Source organism: Candidatus Planktophila sp., from assembly GCF_044232745.1.
Lineage (GTDB): Bacteria > Actinomycetota > Actinomycetes > Nanopelagicales > Nanopelagicaceae > Planktophila.
Genome location: NZ_JBIILI010000005.1, coordinates 99,726 through 121,769 on the forward strand (window position 1 = coordinate 99,726; position 22,044 = coordinate 121,769).

Consider the following 22,044-nt stretch of genomic DNA (forward strand, 5'->3'; position numbering starts at 1 on the left):
CTTAAATCAAAGTTAATGCAGTACATAGCCATCGACCATCAAGTCCTTCAAATCTGATCGCTACTACACGTAATCGATCAGCATAACGAACCGTGATCGTCGATTCGATTATGCCATCTAACGGCTCAGTGACTTTAATCTTTCTTATTCTTCCAACTAATTTCTGCTGCCCAGCTTTTCGCTGCAATTCTGCGTAAATAAGGTGATGGCACATCGCTTGGACTTGTGAAGCAGATCTGCGTCCAGCCCATATTTCTACAACATTATGAATAAACTGAAATACCAATTCGTGGATGTCCGGTAAATCTGCAGCCGATGTTGGTTCAGGAGCAAACTCTTCGTCGTACTCTTCGCCGAAAGTTGAAGCAACTAGGTATAGACGTGACTTTTGTGGGACCGGTACAGGTATTTCGGGGCGAAACATTTCAAGTACAAGATGTTGCCAATCTTCATGTGGATCACTTGAAATGGGCGATAAATCAATCGTTGAGAAGGTTGGTTGCTGGCTATATGTGAGTTCTGTCGTCATGGACTGACAATTGCCCTGTGCCCATGCACATACCTCAGGCTTAAGGATGGTTCGATTTCATACTTAAGTACCACTGTGGATGAAGAAGAAGTAGATGTCACCAATACGGTTTGGGTGCTCCTATGACTCTACATAAGAAAACACCTTCTTCACGGCTTCCATTGGCCATAACGCTTATCGCGGCGGCATTCATTTCATCTTTCTTGATTGCAACAGTTTCCAATAAGGGATCAGATTATTGGGTAATCAATGCTCCTATTTCACCTGGCCATCAAATCGCAGCATCGGATGTTTCTCTAGCCCATTTCAATTTAGATTCAAGCGGTCAGTTTTATCTGAACAATGAGTCTGAACCAATTGGAATGGTGGCGACTCGAATCATGCGTGCGGGTGAAATAATTGGTAGTACTGATTTATCGTCAGCTATCGATGCGATGTCCACCAGTGCGGTACCAATTAGCGTCCGCTCAGTTGATGTCGCTACCGGATTACGTATCGGCGAAGATGTAGACATCTATTGGGTATTAGATACTCAAAATGGTGAAGACTCGATGGACCCAATCTTGATACTTGGGGGAGTGACTTTGCTCAGTTACGACGATGCAGGAAAGAGTTTTGGAAGTGACATCGGATTATCAATAGCTGTAGAAGAAACGCAGGTACTTCGACTCTTGAGTGCTACAACACTAGGGCGCTTAGTGGTGATCAGATCACATGTCTGAGTTAGAGATGCCCACTGTAATAACTGCCATTTCAGCTTCTGAAACAGAAGGGTTCATTGCGGGCACATTGTTTGCTCAGGGTTGGAGCGTTGTATTTCGAGCGATCGATTGGGTTTCATTAGAGCGATTTATTCTTAATAATCAGGAAGTTGCCCATGGCGCACTTCTGTTGTTTGCTTCAGACCTGCCGGGGATTTCAAAAGCAAATTTAGATTCAATTGCACCAAAAGTTCGTCAAAGTATTGGTTTTTCTACCGAACATCAACGGGAGGGGGATTTCAAAGATCTCCATGAGGTACCAAAAACAACTACAGATCTAGTCACTTTGGTGCGTGGTTTTGTGCGGGCCCCAATGCTGCGTGGAGTTAATACACCGCAACGTGCCTTACGAAAAGCACGAGTTATCGCAGTCGGGTCAGCGGGGAGCTACACCGGGTGCACAACGTTAGCAATTAATATGGCAATGGAGTTGAGCATTCTGGAGAAACCTACACTTCTTATCGAGGGAAACTATCGCGCACCTTCTATAGCTGCTTTTCTAGCAATGCGAAACATCAATAGTGAATCACAGTGGAAAACTATTGCCCCCCACTTATCCTTAACTGAAATCAATCAAGAATATGCCGGCAGAATTGATGAGTTTATGGAGCGCGCAGCAGCAGAGTTCGATTTCATCATCGTTGATCTAGGATCCATTTCTGGCCTTTCAAATCGACTCACAGATCGTCGTTGGACTTCGACCATGACTACCTGGTGCTGTGATCAAGCAGATGAGTTAATGATTGTTTCTAGGGCAGATCAACTGGGAGCACACAGATTGGCGCAAGTCATAGAACTCTTGCGGAATACCTCAGTTCGAGCGAGCCTTAGTTTTGTGATGAATATGAAATCTCCTGGCAAGCGAGGCGAAAAGGAGGAAGCACAGTTCTTAAGTTGCGCAACCGCTTTGAAGCCAATACGAATCAGGAGTATCGCGAAGGATTCTCGCGCAGTTATGGCCGCTGAAGACGAGCATGCGACCTTGGTAGAGATTAATGAGCGCTCAAATGTGCGTAAATCAATAGCAGAACTGGCCAGTGAACTAAAAAGTTGATATCTATTACTATTACCCAATGCGTGCATATCTTCCAATTACTCACAAAGATCTCGAAAGCTTCGTAACCAGTAAAAGCTTCGAAGTCGATGAACTATATGCACCCACCATTCACTTTGTTGTTGAAAATCCTGACTGCGATGAAGAAGAGCTCGAATATTTGTTGTCAGTTGCTGCAAGCGAAGAAGCTTTAGAGCTCCGGCTCTCTGAAAAAGCTCCAGGTATTGTCCTGGCTTTTGAAATTGAAAAGGAATTCATAGGCGAGCACTACGCCCAATCAATAACTCTTGTTTCTCCATTGCTATGGAGTCAGGTTCAGTGCGCATTGCTTGCCTTCCAGGGCGATGATGAACTGGTGTGGTTTGCCACCCAAGAGATCGAACTGCACTTGGCGGAGTGGAAGTAACCATGTTTCAGTTAGAGAATTTACTGGGAGGGCGCACCTCGGTAACTTTTGATCAATCCCATAGATTGCGCGAATTGGTGGCGGATTGGCAGTTGTTATCTGATCTGTCCTTTGCAGATTTAATTCTGTGGGTTCCAATTCGTAAAGATATAAAGCTGTGGCCAACAGGTCATATTGCGGTGGCCCATATTCGCCCAACAACATCGTCGACAGTCTTTATCAATGATGTTATTGGCGATGAAGTTTTATGGGGAGCACGTCCAAATATTGACGAAGCACTTTCAACTGGTGACATTGTTCGAAATACCGAGCCTGAACGTATCGGTGAGTTATTGATCAAAGAGGAAACAATCCCTGTGTTCTTTGAAGGCCAGGTGATTGCTGTAATTTCGCGTCACCGTAATGCAGAACATATGCGTTCGCCTGGCAAGCTCGAACTAAATTATCGAGAAATCGCAAAGCATTTGTATCAAATGGTGGCCGAAGGAAACTTTCCATACCAATCAGCAGGTTCTTTATTCGAGCCAGTTCCACGTGTGGGCGATGGCTTGATTCGTCTTGATGTAAATGGTGCTATTTCTTTTGCTAGTCCTAATGCAAAATCAGCATTTTCTCGCATGGGCTGGCATGGTGAACTTGAGGGTCACAATCTTGGTGAAGTGGCAGAGAAAGTTGTTACAGCCTCACCAAATGCACAAGAAGAAGGTATTCGAACGCGTTTAAATGGCAAAACTCTGCGCCGCGTAGAAATTGATAATCAAGGCGCAACAATTGATCTTTTGGTATTGCCACTAATTCAAGGAACAGATCGAATTGGTTCTATCGTGTTGTTGCAAAACGTCACCGAACTTCGTCGTCGTGATCGCGAATTAGTAACCAAAGATACAACTATTCGCGAGATTCATCACCGTGTAAAAAATAATCTACAGACCGTATCTGCGTTACTGCGTTTGCAGTCTCGTCGTATTGATGATCCAGCCGCAGCTGCAGCCTTGGATGAAGCTGTTCGTCGAATTGCATCTATTGCGCTGGTGCATGAAACACTTTCTAATAGCACTGAAAACACGGTGGCCTTCGACGAGGTACTGACTTCACTGGTGACACATGCGCTAGAACTAAGTCCGCGCATGGGTCAGTTAAGCATCGAACGTGTGGGAATGCTTGGTTCCCTTGAATCTAGAGTTGCAACGCCTTTGTCATTAGTTGTGACTGAATTGATGCACAATGCGCTTGAACACGGCTTACATGAATCTGGGACACATTTGAGAATCGAGTTGCAGCGCTATAGCAATGAAGGCCTGATCACGATCTCTGATGATGGCGTGGGCCTGCCAGCTGGGTTTGATTTAGCAACCTCATCAAACTTGGGGCTACAAATTGTGCGCACACTTATAGAGAATGAATTAAAGGGTGAATTGAAGCTGGAATCTACACACCAAGGAACGCACGCAAAGTTGCGCTTCCCAATTTAAATCTGGTTTTGTTGTTCCATCAAACGCGCACGATTTCGTGCGGCACGACGTTTTAGAGCACGACGCTCATCTTCAGATAGACCGCCCCAGACACCCGCATCTTGTCCGCTCTCAAGTGCCCATGCCAAACATGGCTCTTTTACGATGCAGCGATTACAAACCTTTTTGGCTTCTTCGATTTGAGTAAGGGCTGGTCCTGTGTTTCCAACAGGGAAGAAAAGCTCCGGATCCTCATCGCGGCAGGCTGACTGATGACGCCAATCCATTGCATGTCTCCTTAGGGAAGTACAACTTATCAAAGTTATGTGGTGCTACTACACACAAATGTGCGTGCAAGGGCTTAATTGTCCATCCTGCAGCGTTGATATACAAGGATGTACGCAAAGTGTTTTCGCAGATCAGAGTGATTTACCTCAAGTGTGCCCCCGACAGGAATCGAACCTGTGCACCTGCCTCCGGAGGGCAGTGCTCTATCCCCTGAGCTACGGGGGCTCGTGGGTTTAAGACAAGGTTATCAGCGCGTGCGAATATCTCTGCATACTGCAAGAATTCACGCATGAGATCAACGGCGTACTTTGCAACAGGTTGTTTTTGGGGAGCAGAACGTCGCTTCTGGCAGATGGATGGAGTCGTTGAAACAAGCGTTGGCTACATGGGTGGAATTCGCCCAAACCCATCATATGAACAGGTCTGTACGGGCGTTACGGGCCATGCTGAAATGGTGAAGGTTGTATTTGATGAGACCGTTGTTTCGTATCAACGATTGTTAGAAGAGTTTTGGACGATGCATGATCCAACATCCCTAAACAAGCAAGGCGGAGATATTGGAACTCAGTACCGGAGCGCTATTTTTACAACTAATGCAGATCAGATGAAAACCGCGCTCGCATCACGTGATGCTTATCAAAGTGTTTTAACACCTGCCGGTATGGATGAAATCTGCACCGAAATCCTTAGCGCAGATGGCATCGAATACTTTGAGGCCGAGGAGTACCACCAAAAGTACTTACAGAAAAATCCCAACGGATATGACTGTCATTCAAGTACTGGGGTGGCATACCCTGTTTGATTAAAGAGACAAGCTAGTTACAAAGAAAAAGTTGGGTACTCATCTGTAACAAGAAGTATTGCGTATCCTGCCACGCGGTTCCAATAAGCAATTACGCCAACGATGCCTTCAGCACAAAATTCTGGGAAATTACCAGTGAACAAAATGCTGATCCAAGCAAATAGTATTAAGAATGAAGCATAAATTATGTAGGCAATTCCAACGATGTACAAAGGAATTGCAAGGAGCCACTTAATGAGTGGCAAATAACGGTTAAGGGCCTTTGCATCTACCTCTGGGAAAGTCACGCTAACAACATCATTTTCTTCAATCGATGGATATTCATCTGAAAGCAAGAATAGGTAAGCATCGACACGGGTCTGCAGCGATAAGAGCGCCTCATTAAAAGCCAACAAATAACTTGGATAAATCTGGCGAAAAACTAAAGCCAAGGCGACAGGCAGTGCAAAGAATCCGGCAAACAAACCGTTCCAATCTGTGTTTTCAAAATCTGCAAGCGATGGGGTAAAAGAGGCCACAAAGATGGCGATCGGGACAATGAGGACTAGGCGAAATAGTGCGGTCACGCGATTGCGCTCAGTTAGCGTTACATCGATCTGGGTTTCAATTTGGTTGCTCATGCATGCAAATGTACTCCTGATTTAAGCGTGAAATTGCTTTTTACAGTTTCCTTGCCATACTTTTGCAGTTATTGCAGAACTTTTGCAGTATTTATCAGCCGTAGGGGGTGATCACATGGCAGGAATCAAGGAAGTTGCAGAAGAGGCTGGAGTCTCGACAGCAACAGTTTCACGCGCACTTCGTGGCCTCCATCATGTGAATCAGCAAACTCGCGAAAAGATTATTGCCGCGGCGGAAAAGTTGAACTACCCATTAATTTCAGATCGCCAGAATGTCGTTGGGGGTCGAACAAACGCTGTAGGTGTCGTAGCTCCATACATTTCTCGGTGGTATTTCTCGCAGGTAATCAGCGGTGCCGAACAAGCACTTCGCGAGGCTGGCTTAGATCTACTGTTGTATAACTTTTCACAAATGAAGGGTCGCGAACGACTTTTCCAGCATCATTTATTAAAGGGTCGAGTCGATGCGCTGATTGTTATTTCATTGCCGCCTACTGAAGAAGAGTTTGATTCGATACTCAGCCTAGGTGTTCCAATTGCACTTGTAGGAATGGAACATGCTAAATGTGCTTCCATTAAAATTGATGATGTTGCAGCGGCAAAAACAGCTACCCAGCACCTGGTAAATCAGGGGCACAAGAAAATTGGACTGATGTCAGGTCGGCCAGATGATCCATTCAACTTTAGTGTTCCGCAGGATCGTCGCAAGGGATTTATGCAAGCACTTGCCGAAAGTGGACTGGAATGGCTTCCTTCGCGCGAGGTTCATGGGGACTTTACGATGCACACCGCATCACGTGCGATGGATGATTTATTGGCTCGTCCCAATAGACCCACTGCGATTTTTTGCGAATCTGATGAAATGGCCATTGGTGCAATGCAAGCGTTGCGACGTCATGGCCTGAAAGCACCAGATGACATTTCGATTATTGGCTTTGATGGACACGAGATGGCTGAATTTTCTGAGCTCACTACTATCGAACAGCCTGTCACGCTCATGGGCGAAATGGCAGCGTGGTCAATCATGGAACGTTTGCGTAAGCCCGCAATTGATCCTCCTTCATTGGTGCTTCCCACAACACTTGTTGTGCGTAATTCAACTCGCAGATTGACTGTCGAAGAACAAGCACTCTGATGTAACCTTGCAGGCATGAGCGATCATCAGTTTTCGGCGCACAATCTTGCAGAGCTTCACACTCACCGAAGTGAAAAGTGGCGTGGATTCCCGAGCGATGTCTTGCCGTTACCTGTTGCCGAAATGGATTTTCCAGTAGCAGAACCAATCAAAGCGCTTCTTACCGAAATGGTTGCAAAATCAGACCTTGGATATCTCGGACCGATTCCAGAACTTGGCTTGGGTTTCAAAAAATTTGCAGCAGAACGTTGGAACTGGACCGTTGATGAAAAACAAGTTCGAGCAGCCACTGATGTGGGCGTAGCAGTAGTTGAAATCTTGCGCGTATTTACCAAGCCCGGAGACTGGATTCTTATCAGTTCGCCGGTTTATCACAACTTCTATACCTGGATTAATGAAACGAAATTAAATTGCGTCGATGTTCCATTTGAACGAACCGGTGATGAAACATCAAATCCTTGGGTTATTAACTGGCAAGGCATTGAAAACGCATACGCATCTGGAATAAAAGTTCACCTGTTGTGTAGCCCTCATAATCCACTTGGATTTGTATATTCGGAACAAGATTTACTCAAGATTGTGGCATTAGCTAAAAAGCATGATGTATTGGTTATTAGCGATGAAATTCATGCCCCACTGACTTTTCCTGATGCACGCTTTGTTCCGATTCTATCTTTAGGTGCCGATGCCGAAGCTGTATCAATCTGCGTTACCGCTGCATCCAAGGGCTGGAATATTGCAGGATTAAAGTGCGCAATCCTTATTTCTCAAAACGAAGTGATGAATTCTAAGTTGGCAAATTTAGCGCCCGCCATGCATTACCGTGCCTCTTTACTTGGTGGATTTGCAACAGCTGTTGCATTTGCCGAAAGTGGTGTTTGGCTAGATACAGCCATATCGCAGCTAGACCATAACCGTCATTTGATAAAGAAACTTTTGGCAGAAAAACTTCCGACTGTTCGTTATCACATTCCGCAAAACAGTTATTTGGCCTGGTTAGATGTTGAGTCCTTAAACCTTGGTGCAGATCCGTCCGTTACTTTGGTTGAAAAGGGTCGGGTGGCATTTAGTCCAGGACATGCATTTGGAAAACAGTGCAGTCAGTATGTGCGCTTAAATTTTGCCACTAGTCCCGAAATAATCACCGAAGCTATCGATCGGATTGCTCGGGCTGTCTAAATGGACAACAAGAAATACGATGTCACCATTATTGGTGGCGGTCACAATGGCCTTGTGGCTGCGACTTATTTAGCACGAGCCGGAAAATCAGTTGTAATCCTGGAAGCAAATCCTGAAATAGGTGGGGCAACCCAAAGCGTTCAGGCTTTTGAAGGTTTTGATGCCTACCTATCTAGATACTCATATTTGGTTTCACTGTTTCCAGACACAATCGTGACCGACCTTGGCCTCTCTTTTGAATGTATTTCTCGCGAAGTATCTAGTTACACCCCGTATGCAGATAAAGGTTTGTATGTATCAAGGCAGTGGGATGAAAAAACTGCGCAATCATTTAATGAGCTAGATCCAACTGGCCATGAAGCAGCTGCCTGGCAACGGTTTTATGGTGAGGTCGCAGAGTTTGCCCAAAAGATTGCTCCAACACTTTTGCAACCATTAAAGACCAGAAGCGAACTTAAGGATCATATAGCTCTGCCTGATGTCTGGGATTACTTGGTAGAACGCCCTATCGGTCAAGAAATAGATAAACGTTTCAACCATGATCTGGTGAAAGGCGTAGTTTTAACTGATGCGCTAATTGGAACATTCGCATCTGCCTATGACCTGCAAGCAAATATTTGTTTCTTGTATCACCTTATGGGTAATGGCACAGGTGAATGGAAAGTTCCGGTTGGTGGTATGGGAGCGCTAGTAAAGGAACTAGTAAGGGTTGCAATCGAATCTGGTGTTGAAATCAAAGTTAATTCTAGAGTTGATTCAGTAGTTAGCGACACATCAGGAGTAGCCGTAAGAACCGAATCTGGAGATCTATACCAATCTGACTACTTGTTATCTAATGCCGCTCCTGCAGTGTTAGCAAAACTTCGTGGCAAAGCACAGCCGCAATCACTTGATGGTTCGCAGATGAAAATCAACATCTTGCTAAAGCGTTTACCTAAGTTAAAGTCTGGAATTGACCCACGACTTGCTTTTGCCGGAACCTTCCATGCAAATGAGAGTTTTTCGCAGTTTGAGCAGACATTTAAAGCTGCTCAAGCAGGTCACATGCCAATCAAAATGCCTATCGAAATGTATTGCCACACCTTGTCTGACCCCTCGATTTTGGGCGCAGAATTACAAGCAGCTGGCTACCAAACTTTGACTTTATTTGGATTGCACACACCAGCATCATTATTTGATGCCGACAATGATTCAGCACGCGAACAAGCTCTTGCTTCAGCGCTAGCTTCGATTAATGAGTATTTGGCAGAACCTATCGAAGATGTGATCGCAGCAATGGAAGTAAAAACACCGTTAGATATTGAAGGGGCCATTGGCCTGCCCCGAGGCAACATTTTTCACAAAGATCTTTCTATGCCCTTCCGTGAAGATGGATCCGCTCCTTCGTGGGGCGTGGAAACTGATGACCCGCGCATCTTCATCTGTGGTGCAGGGGCTGTTCGTGGCGGGGGAGTAAGCGGAATTCCTGGTCATAATGCGGCTATGGCCGTACTGGCAAACAATTAGACTTATCAAATGAGTCTTCATCCAGAAACATCTGCGATCACAGCCGGTCGTCCTGATGCCGCACCTGATGCTCCACTGAATCCTCCTTTGATTTTTTCATCTACGTATCACGCAGGTGGTCCTGTTGGTTACGGAAGATATGGCAATGAAAGTTGGAGCGCACTAGAAGCAGCAATTAGCGAATTAGAAGGTGGAAAAACACTTTCATTTTCATCAGGCATGGCGGCGGTAAGTGCTGTGTTTTCGATATTGCCAATTGGTGCACCAGTAGTTGCATCTAATCAGGGCTATAGCGGAGTCATGGGATTACTTAATCTTTTGCATTCAACAGGACGCCTTGAAGTTCGATTTGTAGAGATCACAAATACCGATGAAGTAATTGCGGCCATGAAAGGTGCAGCACTTGTTTGGCTGGAATCCCCAACAAATCCTTGTTTAGATATTGCAGATTTACCCGCATTAATTTCAGCAGCCAAAAAGTTAGGTATCGGCGTTGGCGTCGATAACACCTTTGCAACGCCCCTAGTACAAAAACCATTAACAATGGGCGCAGATATTGTCATGCACTCTGTTACTAAGTTTTTGGCAGGCCACAGTGATGTTGTTTTGGGTTCATTATCCATAAATGATGAGGCACTGTATAAAAGGTTAGAAGAGTCTCGACGTTTAAATGGTGCAATTCCAGGCCCATTTGAAGCCTGGCTTGCTGTGCGTGGAATTAGATCATTTCCTATCCGCTTTAGAGCAGCTGAAAGTAATGCACAAGAATTGGTAGCTCGCTTGTCACAACACCCAAAGATCACAAAGGTTAGATACCCAGATTTTGGGGCAGTTATTTCCTTTGAAGTAGATGGAACAGCTGAAGCTGCCCAAAAGGTCTGTGAATCATCACAGCTGATCGCCCATGCAACAAGTCTTGGTGGGATCGAATCATTGTGGGAACGCCGCCGCCGTTGGGCAGGTGAAAGTCATTCAGTACCCGAACAATTGATTCGTCTGTCAGTTGGATGCGAGCATGTTGATGATTTATGGGCAGACATTCAGCAGGCGTTAACCGTCCTATAAAGAAATATTGGGCAAAAGCGAGTATTTTTGACCCATGGTAAAAGTGTTTCGTCGAGTATTCGCAGCGGTAACCGTTGCTGTCTTGGCCTTTCGCGCAGTTGGCTCATTTCTTTCATGGGTAGAGCATCAAGAAGATTCTGTTGCAGATACCTGGGTCGATGAAGATGAATTCGAAGATGCCTGATTTCGCATATATTCCTGGAAGCTGCAATATTGGAAAAGGTGAAATTCGCCGCAGACAATTAGTCGCAGGACTGGGCTTGTTTTTCTCAATCTCAACACTTTTAACTTTTTACACCGTAGATGCGCCTACATCAATTCGTTTAGGAATTTTCTTTCCCTTAATGGTCGCCTCTGTTGGCTTTGTTCAATCGCGCAGTAAGTTTTGTTTGGCATACGGCTTTGCTGGTACTTTCAATGTTGGCAAGCTGGGAGATATCAAGAGAGTTGCAAGCAAGGAAGACCGGGCTGCTGACAGAGTGACAGCACTAAAAATCCTGGGTAAATCTTTTTTACTCGCATCCATAGCGACAGCGGTGGTATTAGTACTACCCTTCTAAGTATGAAGATTCTAATTCATACCCGGCACGCAGATTTAGCAGAAGATTTCAAATCAATCGCAGAAGAAAAATTGACTAGCATGGAGCGATTTAGCGTAGTTATTGATCGCGTCGAAGTCGAAGTTCTGCACGAGGCAAATCCCCAACAAGGAAAGCATTCCCACAGAGTCGTGCTGACAACACATGGAGCCGGGCCTTTGATCCGTGCAGAAGCAGCGGAGTTCAATGACTTAGCAGCTTTTGATACTGCGATTAAAGCTTTTGCGTTGCAGATTCGAAAGATCCACGAGCGAACAAAAGATCACGACCGTGAAACTTTACGTAAAATGAAAACGGATCTTTAAACGATCTCAGTTCCATCTTTGCGTGTGGCTGTAAGGCTCGCCACCGCTGTAACAACCAATGTTGTAACGATTACTCCTAGGCTAAGTTCAATTGCAATGTGTGGAAGTTCTATCCCTGCAATCTTATGTATATCGATGCCGTGGAATGCTTCGATGATCATCTTGAAGCCAATAAAGGCCAAAATAAATGAGAGGCCCTTGGATAGAAAGATCAAGCGCTGCAGTAACCCTTGCAATAAGAAATACAGCTGACGCAATCCCATTAGTGCAAAGATATTTGCGCACACAACGATATATGGATCACGCGTAATTCCGAAGATTGCTGGGATTGAATCGAGTGCGAATACAAGGTCTGTGAACCCCAGTGAAACCAATGCAATGGTAAATGTTGTCGCACCCTTCTTGCGCAAGAAGGTGATCAGACGATCTTCTTTCCATTCCTCTTCATCATGCTCGGCCAGAAGTCTGTAGGCGGTGAAGATTAAGAACGCTCCAAAGATGAAGAATGCGCCAGAGAACTTTTCAAGGATCGCACTACCGGCTGCAATGAATCCTCCACGAAGGACAAGAGCGATGATGATTCCTAAGAGCAGCACAAGTTGTTGCTTTGTCTTTTCAACTTGTAGACGGCTCAAAATAATTACGAAAACGAAGATGTTATCTACTGACAAGGCGTACTCAGTTAACCAACCTGCAAAAAACTCTTTTTGCGCGTTTGGATCTGATGTCCAGTTGGGCATGAAGTAACCAAAAACTAGGGCAGCGGCTACATAGATAACTGTCCAAATTCCTGCTTCAGTCATGCTTGTCTCTTTATTGCGACGTAAAACCGCAAGAATTAAGTCAAAGATGATTACTGCAGATAAGCCACCAAGTGTTACAAGCCATACGGTCGTAGATTCCATGGCGGTATTGTGCCAGTTAGTGGTGGACCCACAGGGTTGAAACAGGTGGAATCGTTATTTTTCCATCGCGCCCATCGGGTGTTCCTGCGCTCACGATAAGTACTTTGCCGGTGATTTCTACCTCAACAGCTAATTCACCAAGATTCATGAATATAGAAACATCACCGCGGCGATAGGCAAGCAGGGATTGATTCTTCGAACCGTGATTCGGTGATTCAATCCACACGATTTCGCCAGTGTTTACTAAATGCTCAGCCCGCAGACTTAGTGCATTTCGATAAAGATTGAGAGAACTCTTTGGATCTGCAGCTTGCTTATCAATTGTTAAATCTTTCCAACTATCCTGCATTGGCAGCCAAGGAGTTGCAGATGTAAATCCAAATGGAGCGCTATCTCCATTCCATGGCAGCGGAACACGTGCACCGTCTCGGCCCTTTTGGGCTCCTTGAGAGCGGAAATAAATTGGATCTTGTCGAGACTCATCAGGGATAACACCATCCGGAAGTCCTAGCTCTTGACCAGCAAAGACGTAGGTGGATCCTGGTAAGCCAAATACAAACAAGGAAAGTGCGCGTGATTGTTGTTCGCCAATACGTGATGCAACACGTGGCGAATCATGGTTGCTTAACGCCCAGGTTGGCAAAGCAGCAACAGTTTTCATCAATTCGATTGATCGACTTATTACATCATAAAGATTTGGTGCGCTAAAAGGGGCATCCAATAAATCAAAGTTAAATACTTGATGGAGCTCATCGGGTCGCACGTATCGTGTGGAGTTTATTGGGGGATGAACCCATGCTTCGGCAACTGCCATCACATCACGATCTCCGTATGAATCAAACAATGTGCGCCACTTACGATAAATCTCATGCACTCCTTGGCGATCAAAAAACGGAACAGTCTGAAGTAGTGCATAACGTTTTTCTTGTTCCATTGGGAAATGAAGCAGAAGGGCATCGCTCAGACTTTGGGGATCTGGATGATTCTTTAAGACATCTTCTTTTACCAAGCCATGGGCAACATCTATTCGGAAGCCATCGACACCTAGATCTAGCCAAAAGCGCAATGTCTTTTCAAAGTCATCTGCAACATCTGGACTTTCCCAGTTTAGATCTGGCTGAGATGAATCAAATAAATGTAAGTAATACTGGCCATCTTCTACTTGAGTCCAAGATGGTCCACCAAAAAGTGAAATCCAATTGTTGGGCAAAGTTCCATCAGGGTTTGCATCATAAAAGTGGAAACGAGAACGTTCGGTTGATCCACGGCCAGCTTTTAACGCTGCCTGAAACCAAACATGCTGATCTGAAAAGTGGTTAGGTACAACATCGACTAATACACGTAAATCCAATGAATGCGCTACGTCAATCATTTTTTTTGCATCAGCTAAATTTCCAAACATAGGATCTACATCGCGAGGGTCTGCGACGTCGTATCCACCATCTTTATTGGGAGATGTGTAAAAAGGGCTCAGCCAAATTGCATCCACACCTAATGACTTTACATATTCAAGTTTTGAAGTGACTCCGGGTAGATCGCCTTCGCCGTCACCATTGCTATCAAAAAATGAGCGAGGGTAAATCTGGTAGATAGTTGCTTCTTTCCACCACGGCGAAGATTTCATGGTGAAAGGCTAGGCAATGCGTAAATTAGCGGCAATGTAAAAAGCGTGTAACGCCTGTCGCTAGGTTGCACTTTTATAACGTTTTAGCGAAGTGGGCTCATAAGTCAGGCAACTCATCGACGGTACACTTGGCCAATCATGCAGATATCTCGTGAAGAAGCATTGGCCGCGGCTAGATCAAGAATTCTAGATACAACAACTTTTGTTCGTGCAGTTTTATCCGGCCGCCGCCGCAATATGCAGGTGGATTTTGAAAGAATTGATATTCGGCTAATTGAGATCAAAGGCGTTCTGAATCTGCAGTTGATGCAAAATGATGGAAGGGCAACGACAACAAAGAATCTGGTGCCGCAGCAGGTAGCAGTTGATGAATTGCTAGATAGTGGATATGCAAACATCACCATTGAAAGTACTCACGAGGCGTATTCAATCCGGATAACTAAGAGTGGTGATGCGCAGGTTCATGTCGAAAAGCGAGAATCACAACAAAATCTTGCACATGATAAAAAGAAAGATCGATTACTAGATGCCAGTGATCCATTTTTGCGCGAGGTTGGTATTGCAGACGCTAAAGGAATCATTAAGCCATCAAAGCAAGATAAATATAAGCAGGTAGAAGAATTCTTGCGGTTGCTATCGCCAACACTAAATGCCGCAATTGAGGCTGGCCAGATTCATAAGCCCAATGCAGAAAACCCTCTGCGAATAACAGATCTTGGTTGCGGACATGCATACCTAACTTTTGCAGCCCATCAATTTCTAATGAATTCAGGGATTCCAGTACTGGTGACAGGTATTGATGTCCGCCCAGATTCTAGAGATCGCAACAACGCCATTGCTGGAAAATTAGGAATTACCAAGACCATTAATTTCAAGGCAGAAGAAATTGCAAAGACAACTGCCGATTTTGCAGATGTAGCGATCGCCTTACATGCCTGTGACACCGCAACAGATGATGCAATTGCGTGGGCGGTTAATGGGGGAGCAAAGTTATTGTTAATCGCGCCTTGCTGCCATCACGATATTCAAAAGCAAATAGATAGCGCACCCGAACCATGGGGCGCAGTAACAAAGTTTGGATTAATGAAGGAACGTCTGGGTGACTTGTTGACTGATTCATTACGCGCTCAGTTATTGCGAATTGTGGGTTATCGAGTCGAGGTAATTGAGTTTGTCGGGGGAGAACACACACCACGCAATTTGATGATCCGTGCAGTTAAGACAGATGCAAAGCCCGATACATTAGATATTGATAGATATCGTGAAATCACCGCTCAATGGGGCATTACTCCTGCGCTAGAGCAGAAACTTCCGACTCTTAACATCCGTTAGACTTGGCACATGTCCAAGGTCCTTGCATCACTTCCGGTTGGCGAAAAAGTAGGTATCGCCTTTTCTGGTGGCCTGGATACATCTGTTGCCGTGGCGTGGATGCGAGACAAAGGCGCAGTTCCTTGCACCTACACCGCAGATCTTGGCCAATATGACGAACCAGATATTGATTCAGTTCCGGATCGCGCAAAGGAATACGGCGCAGAGATTTCACGCCTTGTTGATTGCAAAAACGCATTAGTTGAAGAAGGCCTAGCTGCAATTGCTTGCGGTGCTTTTCATATTCGCGCTGGTGGAAAACAGTATTTCAATACAACTCCTTTGGGTCGTGCAGTCACAGGCACCATGCTGGTGCGCGCGATGCATTCAGATTCAGTAGAAATCTGGGGCGATGGGTCAACCTATAAAGGCAATGACATCGAGCGTTTCTATCGTTATGGCCTGCTTGCAAATCCAAACCTGCGAATTTATAAGCCATGGCTTGATCAAGAATTTGTTACCGAACTAGGTGGCCGTAAAGAGATGTCTGAATGGCTAGTTGCACATGGTCTGCCATATCGCGATAGCACTGAAAAAGCGTATTCAACGGATGCAAATATCTTGGGTGCAACCCACGAAGCAAAGAGCCTGGAAAACCTAGACACCTCTGTCGAATTAGTTCAACCAATCATGGGTGTTCGTTTTTGGGATCCTGCGGTAAAAATTGACACTGAAGATGTGACAGTTTCATTTGTTCAGGGTCGTCCTGTTGCTATCAACGGTAAATCTTTTGACGATGTTGTTGAGTTAATGAAGGAAGCAAATGCTGTCGGTGGTCGTCACGGCTTAGGCATGGCAGATCAGATTGAAAACCGAATCATTGAAGCAAAGAGCCGTGGAATTTATGAAGCTCCAGGAATGGCGCTGTTGTTTATCGCTTATGAGCGCCTGATAAGTGCGATTCACAATGAAGACACTATTGCTAACTATCACGCAGAAGGTCGCCGCCTAGGTCGTCTTTTGTACGAAGGTCGTTGGTTTGACCCACAAGCTTTAATGCTTCGCGAATCTTTAGTGCGCTGGGTTGCATCAGCTGTGACAGGTGAAGTAACTATTCGGATGCGTCGCGGCGATGATTATTCAATCATCAACACAACTGGCCCAGGACTTAGTTATCACCCAGAAAAATTGTCGATGGAGCGCACCGAAAACGCTGCCTTTGGACCAGTAGATCGCATCGGTCAATTAACCATGCGAAACCTTGATATTGCCGATACCCGCGCCAAGTTAGAGCTGTACCGTGCGCAGGGACAAATCGGTGATGGTGAATTCAAACTAATCGGCGAGATCGAATAACTAGGAGAACAATGCCAAAAAAGACCTTAGTAAAAGTATTTGCGGTTTTGGCCGTGCTAGCAATCGCATTTGCAACGATCACTTCATTTGGAGGAAACAACTCAATGTCAGAATCAACAGCAGGAATGCCAGCGGTAACAGCTAACGCGGGTGAAGCACCAACAATCACACCACCAACAGGTGATGCACCTGCAACATTGCAGACACAAGACATCATTGTTGGTACCGGCACAGAAGTGCTTCCAACATCAACTCTTACAGTTCATTACACATTGATGACTTGGTCTAACGGATCAATCGTTGAATCTTCATGGTCTGGCGCACAGCCAGCAACATTCCCACTATCTGGTGTAATCGCTGGATGGCAGGAAGGTTTGCCCGGTGCAAAGGTTGGCGGGCGTCGTTTGCTCGTGATCCCAGCTGATAAGGGATATGGTCCAAATGGTTCAGGTCCAATCGGTCCTAATGAAACATTGATTTTCGTAGTAGACATCATCGCTGTTTCTTAACAAGCCTTTCACAAGCCCCGCCGATCTAGTGATTGGTGGGGTTTTGTGTTTATTCATCATGCGTTCACTTTCGAGATGTACCCTGCCCGCATGAAGAAAGTGTTTGGCGAATTCTTAGGCACTGCCACGTTGGTTGCAATAGTTGTCGGTTCGGGAATCATGGCCACCAATCTTTCGCAAGATGTTGGCGTACAACTATTGATCAACACAATCTCAACAGTCTTTGGTCTAGCAGTTCTCATTCAAATTCTTGGACCAATAAGCGGTGCCAACTTCAACCCTGTTGTCACCATGATCGACCTGATTCAAAAGCGCACCAACATTGTGACCTTTGTTCAATACGCAATTGCGCAAACAGCAGGTGCAATAACAGGTGCGATATTGGCAAATGCAATGTTTAGCCACCCATTAATTGAAATCTCAACAAAGGCTCGTAGCGGTGGCAACCAATACTTAGGTGAAATTGTGGCCACGGCCGGGCTGATTCTGATTATTAACCTGATGATCCATCAAGAAAAGACAACTCTGATTCCAGTCATAGTGGCTTCTTGGATTGGAAGTGCTTACTTCTTTACCAGTTCAACTTCTTTTGCAAACCCAGCGGTAACAGTCGGTCGAATCTTCTCTGATTCTTTTGCCGGTATCGCACCAGGGTGTGTCGCTAAGTTTGTTGCTGCTCAAATTCTTGGCGCCTTAATTGGCCTGGGCTTAACGAAGGTGCTTACCAATGACAAGTAAACCAACCGTTCTCTTTGTTTGTGTCCACAATGCAGGGCGTTCACAAATGGCAGCAGGGTTCATGCGTGAACTTGGTCAAGGCCGAGTAGAAGTACTTTCAGCAGGTAGTGCTCCAAAGGATTCGATTAACCCAATTGCAGTTGAAGCAATGGCTGAAATTGGAATTGATATTGCAAACAACACTCCAAAGGTTTTAACCACAGAAGCTGTTGAAGAGTCAGATGCTGTGATCACAATGGGTTGCGGTGATGTTTGTCCGTTCTACCCAGGTAAGCGATATGAAGATTGGGTGCTAGATGACCCAGCAGGACAAGGGATTGAGCCTGTTCGTGTGATTCGTGATGAAATCAAGAAGCGCGTTGAACAACTGCTTGCAGAACTTTTAGCTTAATCCTTTTGCTCTAAATACATCGCAACAGAGTTAATGCACCAGCGCTCATCTGTTGGCACGTCATAGCCTTCACCCTTAAAAACATGGCCAAGGTGTGAATCACAAGCCGCGCAACGAACCTCGGTGCGAATACGTGGAGCAAGTGAGCGATCTTCGATCAAAGTAACGGCATCATCTGCAGTTGGTGCATAAAAAGATGGCCAGCCACAACCGCTGTGAAATTTAGTCTCGCTTTTAAATAGTTCGGCGTTGCATGCTTTACAGCGGTATGAGCCAACTAATTCGGTGTCTGTGTATTCCCCGGTAAAAGGACGTTCAGTAGCAGCGTTACGCAAGACTTCGTAAGCAAGGTCGCCCACTCGTGCCTTGAGGGCTGCTTCATCTATGGTCACTTTTTCCATGGGCAAACCTTAGGGTACAGAAGAAATATGCGTCGGATCCAAGCGTAGAGCGGGAGCTTCTTAGGGTTTTCAAGGCACTTTCTCAGGCAGAATTTGCCCTGTATCTATGGATGGCCCCTATATTTTCCTTTAGAAGTTTGATCCGAAGCAGATGTTTTTCCGAAGTAACGGGGGTAGGAATGAAGAAAGCAATCAAGAGCGGGGCAGTTATCACCGCAGCAATTGCAATCTCACTAGCAGGAACAACAGTTTCATTTGCCGCTGATGCAACAGCACCAGCTGTAAAGAAAGTTGCACTTTCTCCAGAACAGAAAGCAGCTTTCCAAGCCGCAAAAGCACAAGTCAAGGCAGCACGCGATGCCCGTCAAGCAGCTATTGCAACAGCGAAGGCAAGTATCTCAACTGCTAAGACCAACTTTGAAGCAGCTAAAGCAGCTGCAACTACAAAGGAAGCTCGCCAAGCAGCTCGCGCTGCACTAAAGGCAGCAGTTGCCGCAGCAAAAGCAGCTGTACCTGCAAAGCCAACAAAGCCAGTACGTCCTTAGTACTTACTTATATTCGCGAACTTCGATTTAAGGGTCGTACCCGATTCCTGAAAGCTAATCTAGCTTTTGAGAATTGCGGTTGCGGCCCTTAAGTCTTTTTCAAAGACCATTAACTGCGGCCCATCAAGGGTTTGTGTCAACGTTGCCTTGATGTTTGAATCAACAAGCTTTTGTAACGCCATCTGGGCTTCGATGTAATTACTTGGTGTTGGTAATGGTTTGAGCAAACCGTACTGGTCTTTCTTGCCGGCTTTGATCGGGGTGATAATCATTTTTCTATTACTTGAAAATCCCCACTTCAAAACAAGTATCAATAAGGCAAGTCCTACAAAGCCGCCAAAGGATTGCAAAAACAACGCGTTATTGATTCCACCAAGCATTGTTAAAGCCTACTAAAACAGGACCTAAGTCACATCTTTTCAAGATGCGAGGCTCTTGGCCGGCAACTACTTTTCATTCTAAATACAATGAATCGGAGAGATCATGAAGAAAAAGATTGCATTTGTCTCAGCGCTTTTGCTTGCCCTAAGCCTGCAAACTGCAGAGGCTGCGGTAAAAGTTACTGTTCTCAATCCCAGCAAGGTTTCGACAAAAACAGGTCTAGTAACAATGACAGTATCCGGGCTTCCAGCAGAGCATGGAATCTATATTTCACAATGCATGGGTATCGATAAGGCAACGAAAGCGCCTTCTGCCTGTAACCCAGCAAAAGCATCAAAACTTTGGATATCAAATCTTGTCGCTGATCAAAAGATGGGCGCAAAGTCAGGCAAAGGAAAGCTAACTTTGAAAGTTGATAAGTACTTCAAAGATGGCGATTGCATTCACACAAAGTGCATCATCTACGTGACAAATGATCACAATGCAAAGGATAAGACTGCAACGCAAGCAATCCCATTTAAGTTTGGTGGAATTAACCTATTTTAATGGCGAAAAGACACCCTCGCGGCTCTCGCTGGGGTGTCTTTTTCTTTTGCGCTGAAGTAATCTCGCCACATGGATGTAGTCACTGATCGTTTATTCCGCCACTTAGCCTGGGCTAATAATTATGTGTTCGACAAGATTGCCGAGCAACCAGATGATTATTTAAAGCTTGCAGCACCCAATGACACTTGGACAGTTGCAGAGATCCTGGAGCACCTAACAGCTTCACGATATGCAGATTTACTAGATGGCACGGGCGATATTCCAACGCAGGTCCCAAGTAACTCGGCAGAAGTACGCGCGCTTAAAGAGTTGTCACACAGCTTTGATGTGCGCCTTAGAGAGTCCGCCAAAAACCCAGTTGGTTTCGTAGAGTTTCAACGTGGTGAGAGAACAATCCGCCGAAATCGCGAAACGATATTGACTCAATCAATCCACCACGCAACCGAACACCGAGCCCAGATCGCGGGCATCTTTGCTAACCATGGGCTAAAGGTGATCGACTTAGATGAGATTGATTTGTGGGAGTTTGCTAATTACGAGGGCTTAGGCGACTAGACCAAATCAGTTGCCCTGGCGTAACAAATTCCAATAAAAGATTCACCATTTTCAGTTCAAGGAAGACAGAAAGCAATCCCATCGTCCTTTAGACTCGGTGAGTGAATACTGACATCGTTCTCATCTGTTCTTTACTGATCGCCTTGACCGGGATTTCCTACCTCATTAGAAGTATTCGAGCGTTGCATCGAAAAGTTAATCGCAACGCCGATCGGATCTCCAGAGAGTTATCGAGTCAGACAGCCCGGATCAAGGAAGAGATCGGCCATGCCTATCATCAGGTCGAGGCCATCGAGCAACTTCTCCCACTGCTCAAGTTGACCGCCCCATTGCCACCATCGCGTGGTTGGGCTGCATCTCCAGATTTTCTATTAGCGCTGGCGCATGTCACGCAAAGGATTAAGCCAAAGTTGGCAGTTGAACTTGGCTCAGGTACCTCGACATTGGTTCTAGCAAAATCTGGGGCGAAGAAAATTATTAGCCTCGACCATTCGATTGAATTTGGAACCCAAACAAGAGAGATGCTGCTCAGCCACCGTGTTCGTGGAGTCGATATCCGAATCAACGATCTTGAAAGTTATCCGCAAGGTTACAAGTGGTATGCAAAATCCTCATTTAAGGGATTGGCAAAGATTGACCTTCTGGTGATTGATGGACCGCCAAGTTCTACAAATGCTGATGCGAGATATCCAGCTCTGTTACATCTGGTGCCTCTGCTCTCGCCAAAAGCCACAATTGTTCTGGATGATGTTTTCCGCGAGGAAGAGCGCAAGTTAGCCGATGCCATAGTTGCAGCGCTACCAGGTCATGAGATGAGAATTCTTTCGCACGAAAAGGGAACGGCAATTATCTCTCCTCGGTCTGGAAAGTAAGACTTTTCCGCGATTCTCTTTTTGATCTTCTTGTAGAAAAGCAAGTAATGGAACTTGATCTCTTCTCGGGCTCACTGTCGTAAGTGGGTGGTGAGGGACTCGTCATCTCTTCTTAGATGACTTTCTCGCAACCTACAGGCGATTCTTTCTTGTGCTTGAATCACCTCCCATATTAGAGGGTATGGCAGACAAATCCAATGTGGGCCAGGG

Annotated in this window: 28 protein-coding genes and 1 tRNA gene; 21 read left to right on the forward strand and 8 right to left on the reverse strand. The window is 45.5% G+C overall.

All coding sequences use genetic code 11. The features are described from left to right. Position 1: 1 nt before the first annotated feature. The gene (locus AC9UGD_RS04755) at positions 2-529 is read right to left on the reverse strand and encodes an Rv3235 family protein (RefSeq protein WP_509570266.1); all 528 of its coding nucleotides are present in this window, start codon (positions 527-529) and stop codon (positions 2-4) included. A gap of 122 nt (positions 530-651) precedes the next feature. Between AC9UGD_RS04755 and AC9UGD_RS04760 the strand changes: the two genes are divergently transcribed. The 4 genes from AC9UGD_RS04760 to AC9UGD_RS04775 are packed head-to-tail and all read left to right on the forward strand — an operon-like array spanning position 652 to position 4,222. Continuing rightward, positions 652-1,251, forward strand: coding sequence for a flagella basal body P-ring formation protein FlgA (locus tag AC9UGD_RS04760; RefSeq protein ID WP_509570268.1), 600 nt, complete (start codon positions 652-654; stop codon positions 1,249-1,251). Beyond that, complete coding sequence (locus tag AC9UGD_RS04765) at positions 1,244-2,344, forward strand: CpaE/TadZ family protein (RefSeq protein WP_509570271.1); 1,101 nt, start codon at positions 1,244-1,246, stop codon at positions 2,342-2,344. The genes AC9UGD_RS04760 and AC9UGD_RS04765 overlap by 8 nt, the downstream gene beginning before the upstream one ends. 19 nt (positions 2,345-2,363) lie before the next feature. Beyond that, entirely contained in the window at positions 2,364-2,750 is a 387-nt protein-coding gene (locus AC9UGD_RS04770) for a DUF6912 family protein (RefSeq protein WP_509570274.1), read from the forward strand. A gap of 2 nt (positions 2,751-2,752) precedes the next feature. Further along, the gene (locus AC9UGD_RS04775) at positions 2,753-4,222 is read left to right on the forward strand and encodes a sensor histidine kinase (protein WP_509570276.1); all 1,470 of its coding nucleotides are present in this window, start codon (positions 2,753-2,755) and stop codon (positions 4,220-4,222) included. On the opposite strand, the gene AC9UGD_RS04780 is transcribed toward AC9UGD_RS04775, so the two are convergent. Further along, on the reverse strand, positions 4,219-4,488 hold the full coding sequence (locus AC9UGD_RS04780) for a WhiB family transcriptional regulator (protein WP_506626810.1): 270 nt from the start codon (positions 4,486-4,488) through the stop codon (positions 4,219-4,221). The two genes, AC9UGD_RS04775 and AC9UGD_RS04780, sit on opposite strands and share 4 nt — an antisense overlap. A 154-nt stretch (positions 4,489-4,642) precedes the next feature. Further along, positions 4,643-4,714, reverse strand: a tRNA-Arg gene (locus tag AC9UGD_RS04785). A gap of 64 nt (positions 4,715-4,778) precedes the next feature. On the opposite strand from AC9UGD_RS04785, the gene msrA reads away from it, so the two are divergent. After that, complete coding sequence (gene msrA, locus AC9UGD_RS04790; RefSeq protein WP_509570279.1) at positions 4,779-5,291, forward strand: peptide-methionine (S)-S-oxide reductase MsrA; 513 nt, start codon at positions 4,779-4,781, stop codon at positions 5,289-5,291. A gap of 17 nt (positions 5,292-5,308) precedes the next feature. Here msrA and AC9UGD_RS04795 read toward each other — a convergent pair whose 3' ends face one another. Then, positions 5,309-5,911: a DUF4389 domain-containing protein gene (locus AC9UGD_RS04795; protein WP_509570282.1), complete on the reverse strand. Its 603-nt coding sequence runs from the start codon at positions 5,909-5,911 to the stop codon at positions 5,309-5,311. A 115-nt stretch (positions 5,912-6,026) separates the two neighbouring features. On the opposite strand from AC9UGD_RS04795, the gene AC9UGD_RS04800 reads away from it, so the two are divergent. The 7 genes from AC9UGD_RS04800 to hpf are packed head-to-tail and all read left to right on the forward strand — an operon-like array spanning position 6,027 to position 11,700. Then, complete coding sequence (locus AC9UGD_RS04800) at positions 6,027-7,046, forward strand: LacI family DNA-binding transcriptional regulator (RefSeq protein ID WP_509570285.1); 1,020 nt, start codon at positions 6,027-6,029, stop codon at positions 7,044-7,046. A gap of 15 nt (positions 7,047-7,061) precedes the next feature. Beyond that, on the forward strand, positions 7,062-8,225 hold the full coding sequence (locus AC9UGD_RS04805; protein ID WP_509570288.1) for a MalY/PatB family protein: 1,164 nt from the start codon (positions 7,062-7,064) through the stop codon (positions 8,223-8,225). After that, a complete protein-coding gene (locus AC9UGD_RS04810) occupies positions 8,226-9,731 on the forward strand; it encodes a phytoene desaturase family protein (RefSeq protein WP_509570290.1) in 1,506 nt (501 codons plus the stop codon). Positions 9,732-9,740: 9 nt separating this feature from the next. Next, a complete protein-coding gene (locus tag AC9UGD_RS04815) occupies positions 9,741-10,796 on the forward strand; it encodes a trans-sulfuration enzyme family protein (protein WP_509570293.1) in 1,056 nt (351 codons plus the stop codon). A gap of 34 nt (positions 10,797-10,830) precedes the next feature. Beyond that, positions 10,831-10,980, forward strand: a complete 150-nt coding sequence (locus tag AC9UGD_RS04820) for a hypothetical protein (protein WP_509570296.1) — start codon at positions 10,831-10,833, stop codon at positions 10,978-10,980. Next, positions 10,973-11,356 carry a hypothetical protein gene (locus AC9UGD_RS04825; RefSeq protein ID WP_509570298.1) on the forward strand — a complete coding sequence of 128 codons (384 nt, stop codon included), beginning with the start codon at positions 10,973-10,975 and terminating at the stop codon, positions 11,354-11,356. Before AC9UGD_RS04820 ends, AC9UGD_RS04825 begins: the two co-directional genes overlap by 8 nt. 2 nt (positions 11,357-11,358) lie before the next feature. Beyond that, positions 11,359-11,700 carry a ribosome hibernation-promoting factor, HPF/YfiA family gene (gene hpf / locus AC9UGD_RS04830; RefSeq protein WP_509570301.1) on the forward strand — a complete coding sequence of 114 codons (342 nt, stop codon included), beginning with the start codon at positions 11,359-11,361 and terminating at the stop codon, positions 11,698-11,700. Here the strand turns inward: hpf and AC9UGD_RS04835 are convergent. Both AC9UGD_RS04835 and AC9UGD_RS04840 read right to left on the reverse strand, forming a co-directional pair. Then, positions 11,697-12,605 carry a TerC family protein gene (locus tag AC9UGD_RS04835; protein WP_509570304.1) on the reverse strand — a complete coding sequence of 303 codons (909 nt, stop codon included), beginning with the start codon at positions 12,603-12,605 and terminating at the stop codon, positions 11,697-11,699. The two genes, hpf and AC9UGD_RS04835, sit on opposite strands and share 4 nt — an antisense overlap. A 16-nt stretch (positions 12,606-12,621) precedes the next feature. Then, complete coding sequence (locus tag AC9UGD_RS04840) at positions 12,622-14,229, reverse strand: glycoside hydrolase family 13 protein (protein ID WP_509570307.1); 1,608 nt, start codon at positions 14,227-14,229, stop codon at positions 12,622-12,624. A 138-nt stretch (positions 14,230-14,367) separates the two neighbouring features. On the opposite strand from AC9UGD_RS04840, the gene AC9UGD_RS04845 reads away from it, so the two are divergent. The 5 genes from AC9UGD_RS04845 (at position 14,368) to AC9UGD_RS04865 (ending at position 18,534) form a co-directional block, all read left to right on the forward strand. After that, positions 14,368-15,561 (forward strand): class I SAM-dependent methyltransferase, encoded by a 1,194-nt coding sequence (locus AC9UGD_RS04845; RefSeq protein WP_509570310.1) that lies wholly within the window; start codon positions 14,368-14,370, stop codon positions 15,559-15,561. Between the two features lie 9 nt (positions 15,562-15,570). After that, complete coding sequence (gene argG / locus AC9UGD_RS04850; RefSeq protein ID WP_509570312.1) at positions 15,571-16,896, forward strand: argininosuccinate synthase; 1,326 nt, start codon at positions 15,571-15,573, stop codon at positions 16,894-16,896. A gap of 104 nt (positions 16,897-17,000) precedes the next feature. Beyond that, on the forward strand, positions 17,001-17,405 hold the full coding sequence (locus AC9UGD_RS04855; protein WP_509570345.1) for an FKBP-type peptidyl-prolyl cis-trans isomerase: 405 nt from the start codon (positions 17,001-17,003) through the stop codon (positions 17,403-17,405). A gap of 90 nt (positions 17,406-17,495) precedes the next feature. Further along, positions 17,496-18,143 carry an aquaporin gene (locus AC9UGD_RS04860; RefSeq protein ID WP_509570315.1) on the forward strand — a complete coding sequence of 216 codons (648 nt, stop codon included), beginning with the start codon at positions 17,496-17,498 and terminating at the stop codon, positions 18,141-18,143. After that, on the forward strand, positions 18,133-18,534 hold the full coding sequence (locus AC9UGD_RS04865) for an arsenate reductase ArsC (RefSeq protein ID WP_509570318.1): 402 nt from the start codon (positions 18,133-18,135) through the stop codon (positions 18,532-18,534). Before AC9UGD_RS04860 ends, AC9UGD_RS04865 begins: the two co-directional genes overlap by 11 nt. Here AC9UGD_RS04865 and msrB read toward each other — a convergent pair. Further along, positions 18,531-18,935, reverse strand: a complete 405-nt coding sequence (gene msrB, locus AC9UGD_RS04870; protein WP_509570320.1) for a peptide-methionine (R)-S-oxide reductase MsrB — start codon at positions 18,933-18,935, stop codon at positions 18,531-18,533. The genes AC9UGD_RS04865 and msrB overlap by 4 nt on opposite strands. 179 nt (positions 18,936-19,114) lie before the next feature. Here msrB and AC9UGD_RS04875 point away from each other — a divergent pair, with 179 nt between their 5' ends. Next, positions 19,115-19,480: a hypothetical protein gene (locus AC9UGD_RS04875; RefSeq protein ID WP_509570323.1), complete on the forward strand. Its 366-nt coding sequence runs from the start codon at positions 19,115-19,117 to the stop codon at positions 19,478-19,480. A 59-nt stretch (positions 19,481-19,539) separates the two neighbouring features. Here the strand turns inward: AC9UGD_RS04875 and AC9UGD_RS04880 are convergent, their stop codons facing one another. After that, positions 19,540-19,860, reverse strand: a complete 321-nt coding sequence (locus tag AC9UGD_RS04880) for a hypothetical protein (protein ID WP_509570325.1) — start codon at positions 19,858-19,860, stop codon at positions 19,540-19,542. 103 nt (positions 19,861-19,963) lie between these two features. Here AC9UGD_RS04880 and AC9UGD_RS04885 point away from each other — a divergent pair, with 103 nt between their 5' ends. The 3 genes from AC9UGD_RS04885 (at position 19,964) to AC9UGD_RS04895 (ending at position 21,834) form a co-directional block, all read left to right on the forward strand. Further along, complete coding sequence (locus AC9UGD_RS04885; protein ID WP_509570328.1) at positions 19,964-20,407, forward strand: neocarzinostatin apoprotein domain-containing protein; 444 nt, start codon at positions 19,964-19,966, stop codon at positions 20,405-20,407. 69 nt (positions 20,408-20,476) lie between these two features. Next, positions 20,477-20,962: a DinB family protein gene (locus AC9UGD_RS04890; protein WP_509570329.1), complete on the forward strand. Its 486-nt coding sequence runs from the start codon at positions 20,477-20,479 to the stop codon at positions 20,960-20,962. Between the two features lie 101 nt (positions 20,963-21,063). Further along, positions 21,064-21,834 carry a class I SAM-dependent methyltransferase gene (locus AC9UGD_RS04895; protein WP_509570332.1) on the forward strand — a complete coding sequence of 257 codons (771 nt, stop codon included), beginning with the start codon at positions 21,064-21,066 and terminating at the stop codon, positions 21,832-21,834. The last annotated feature ends 210 nt before the right edge of the window (positions 21,835-22,044 follow it).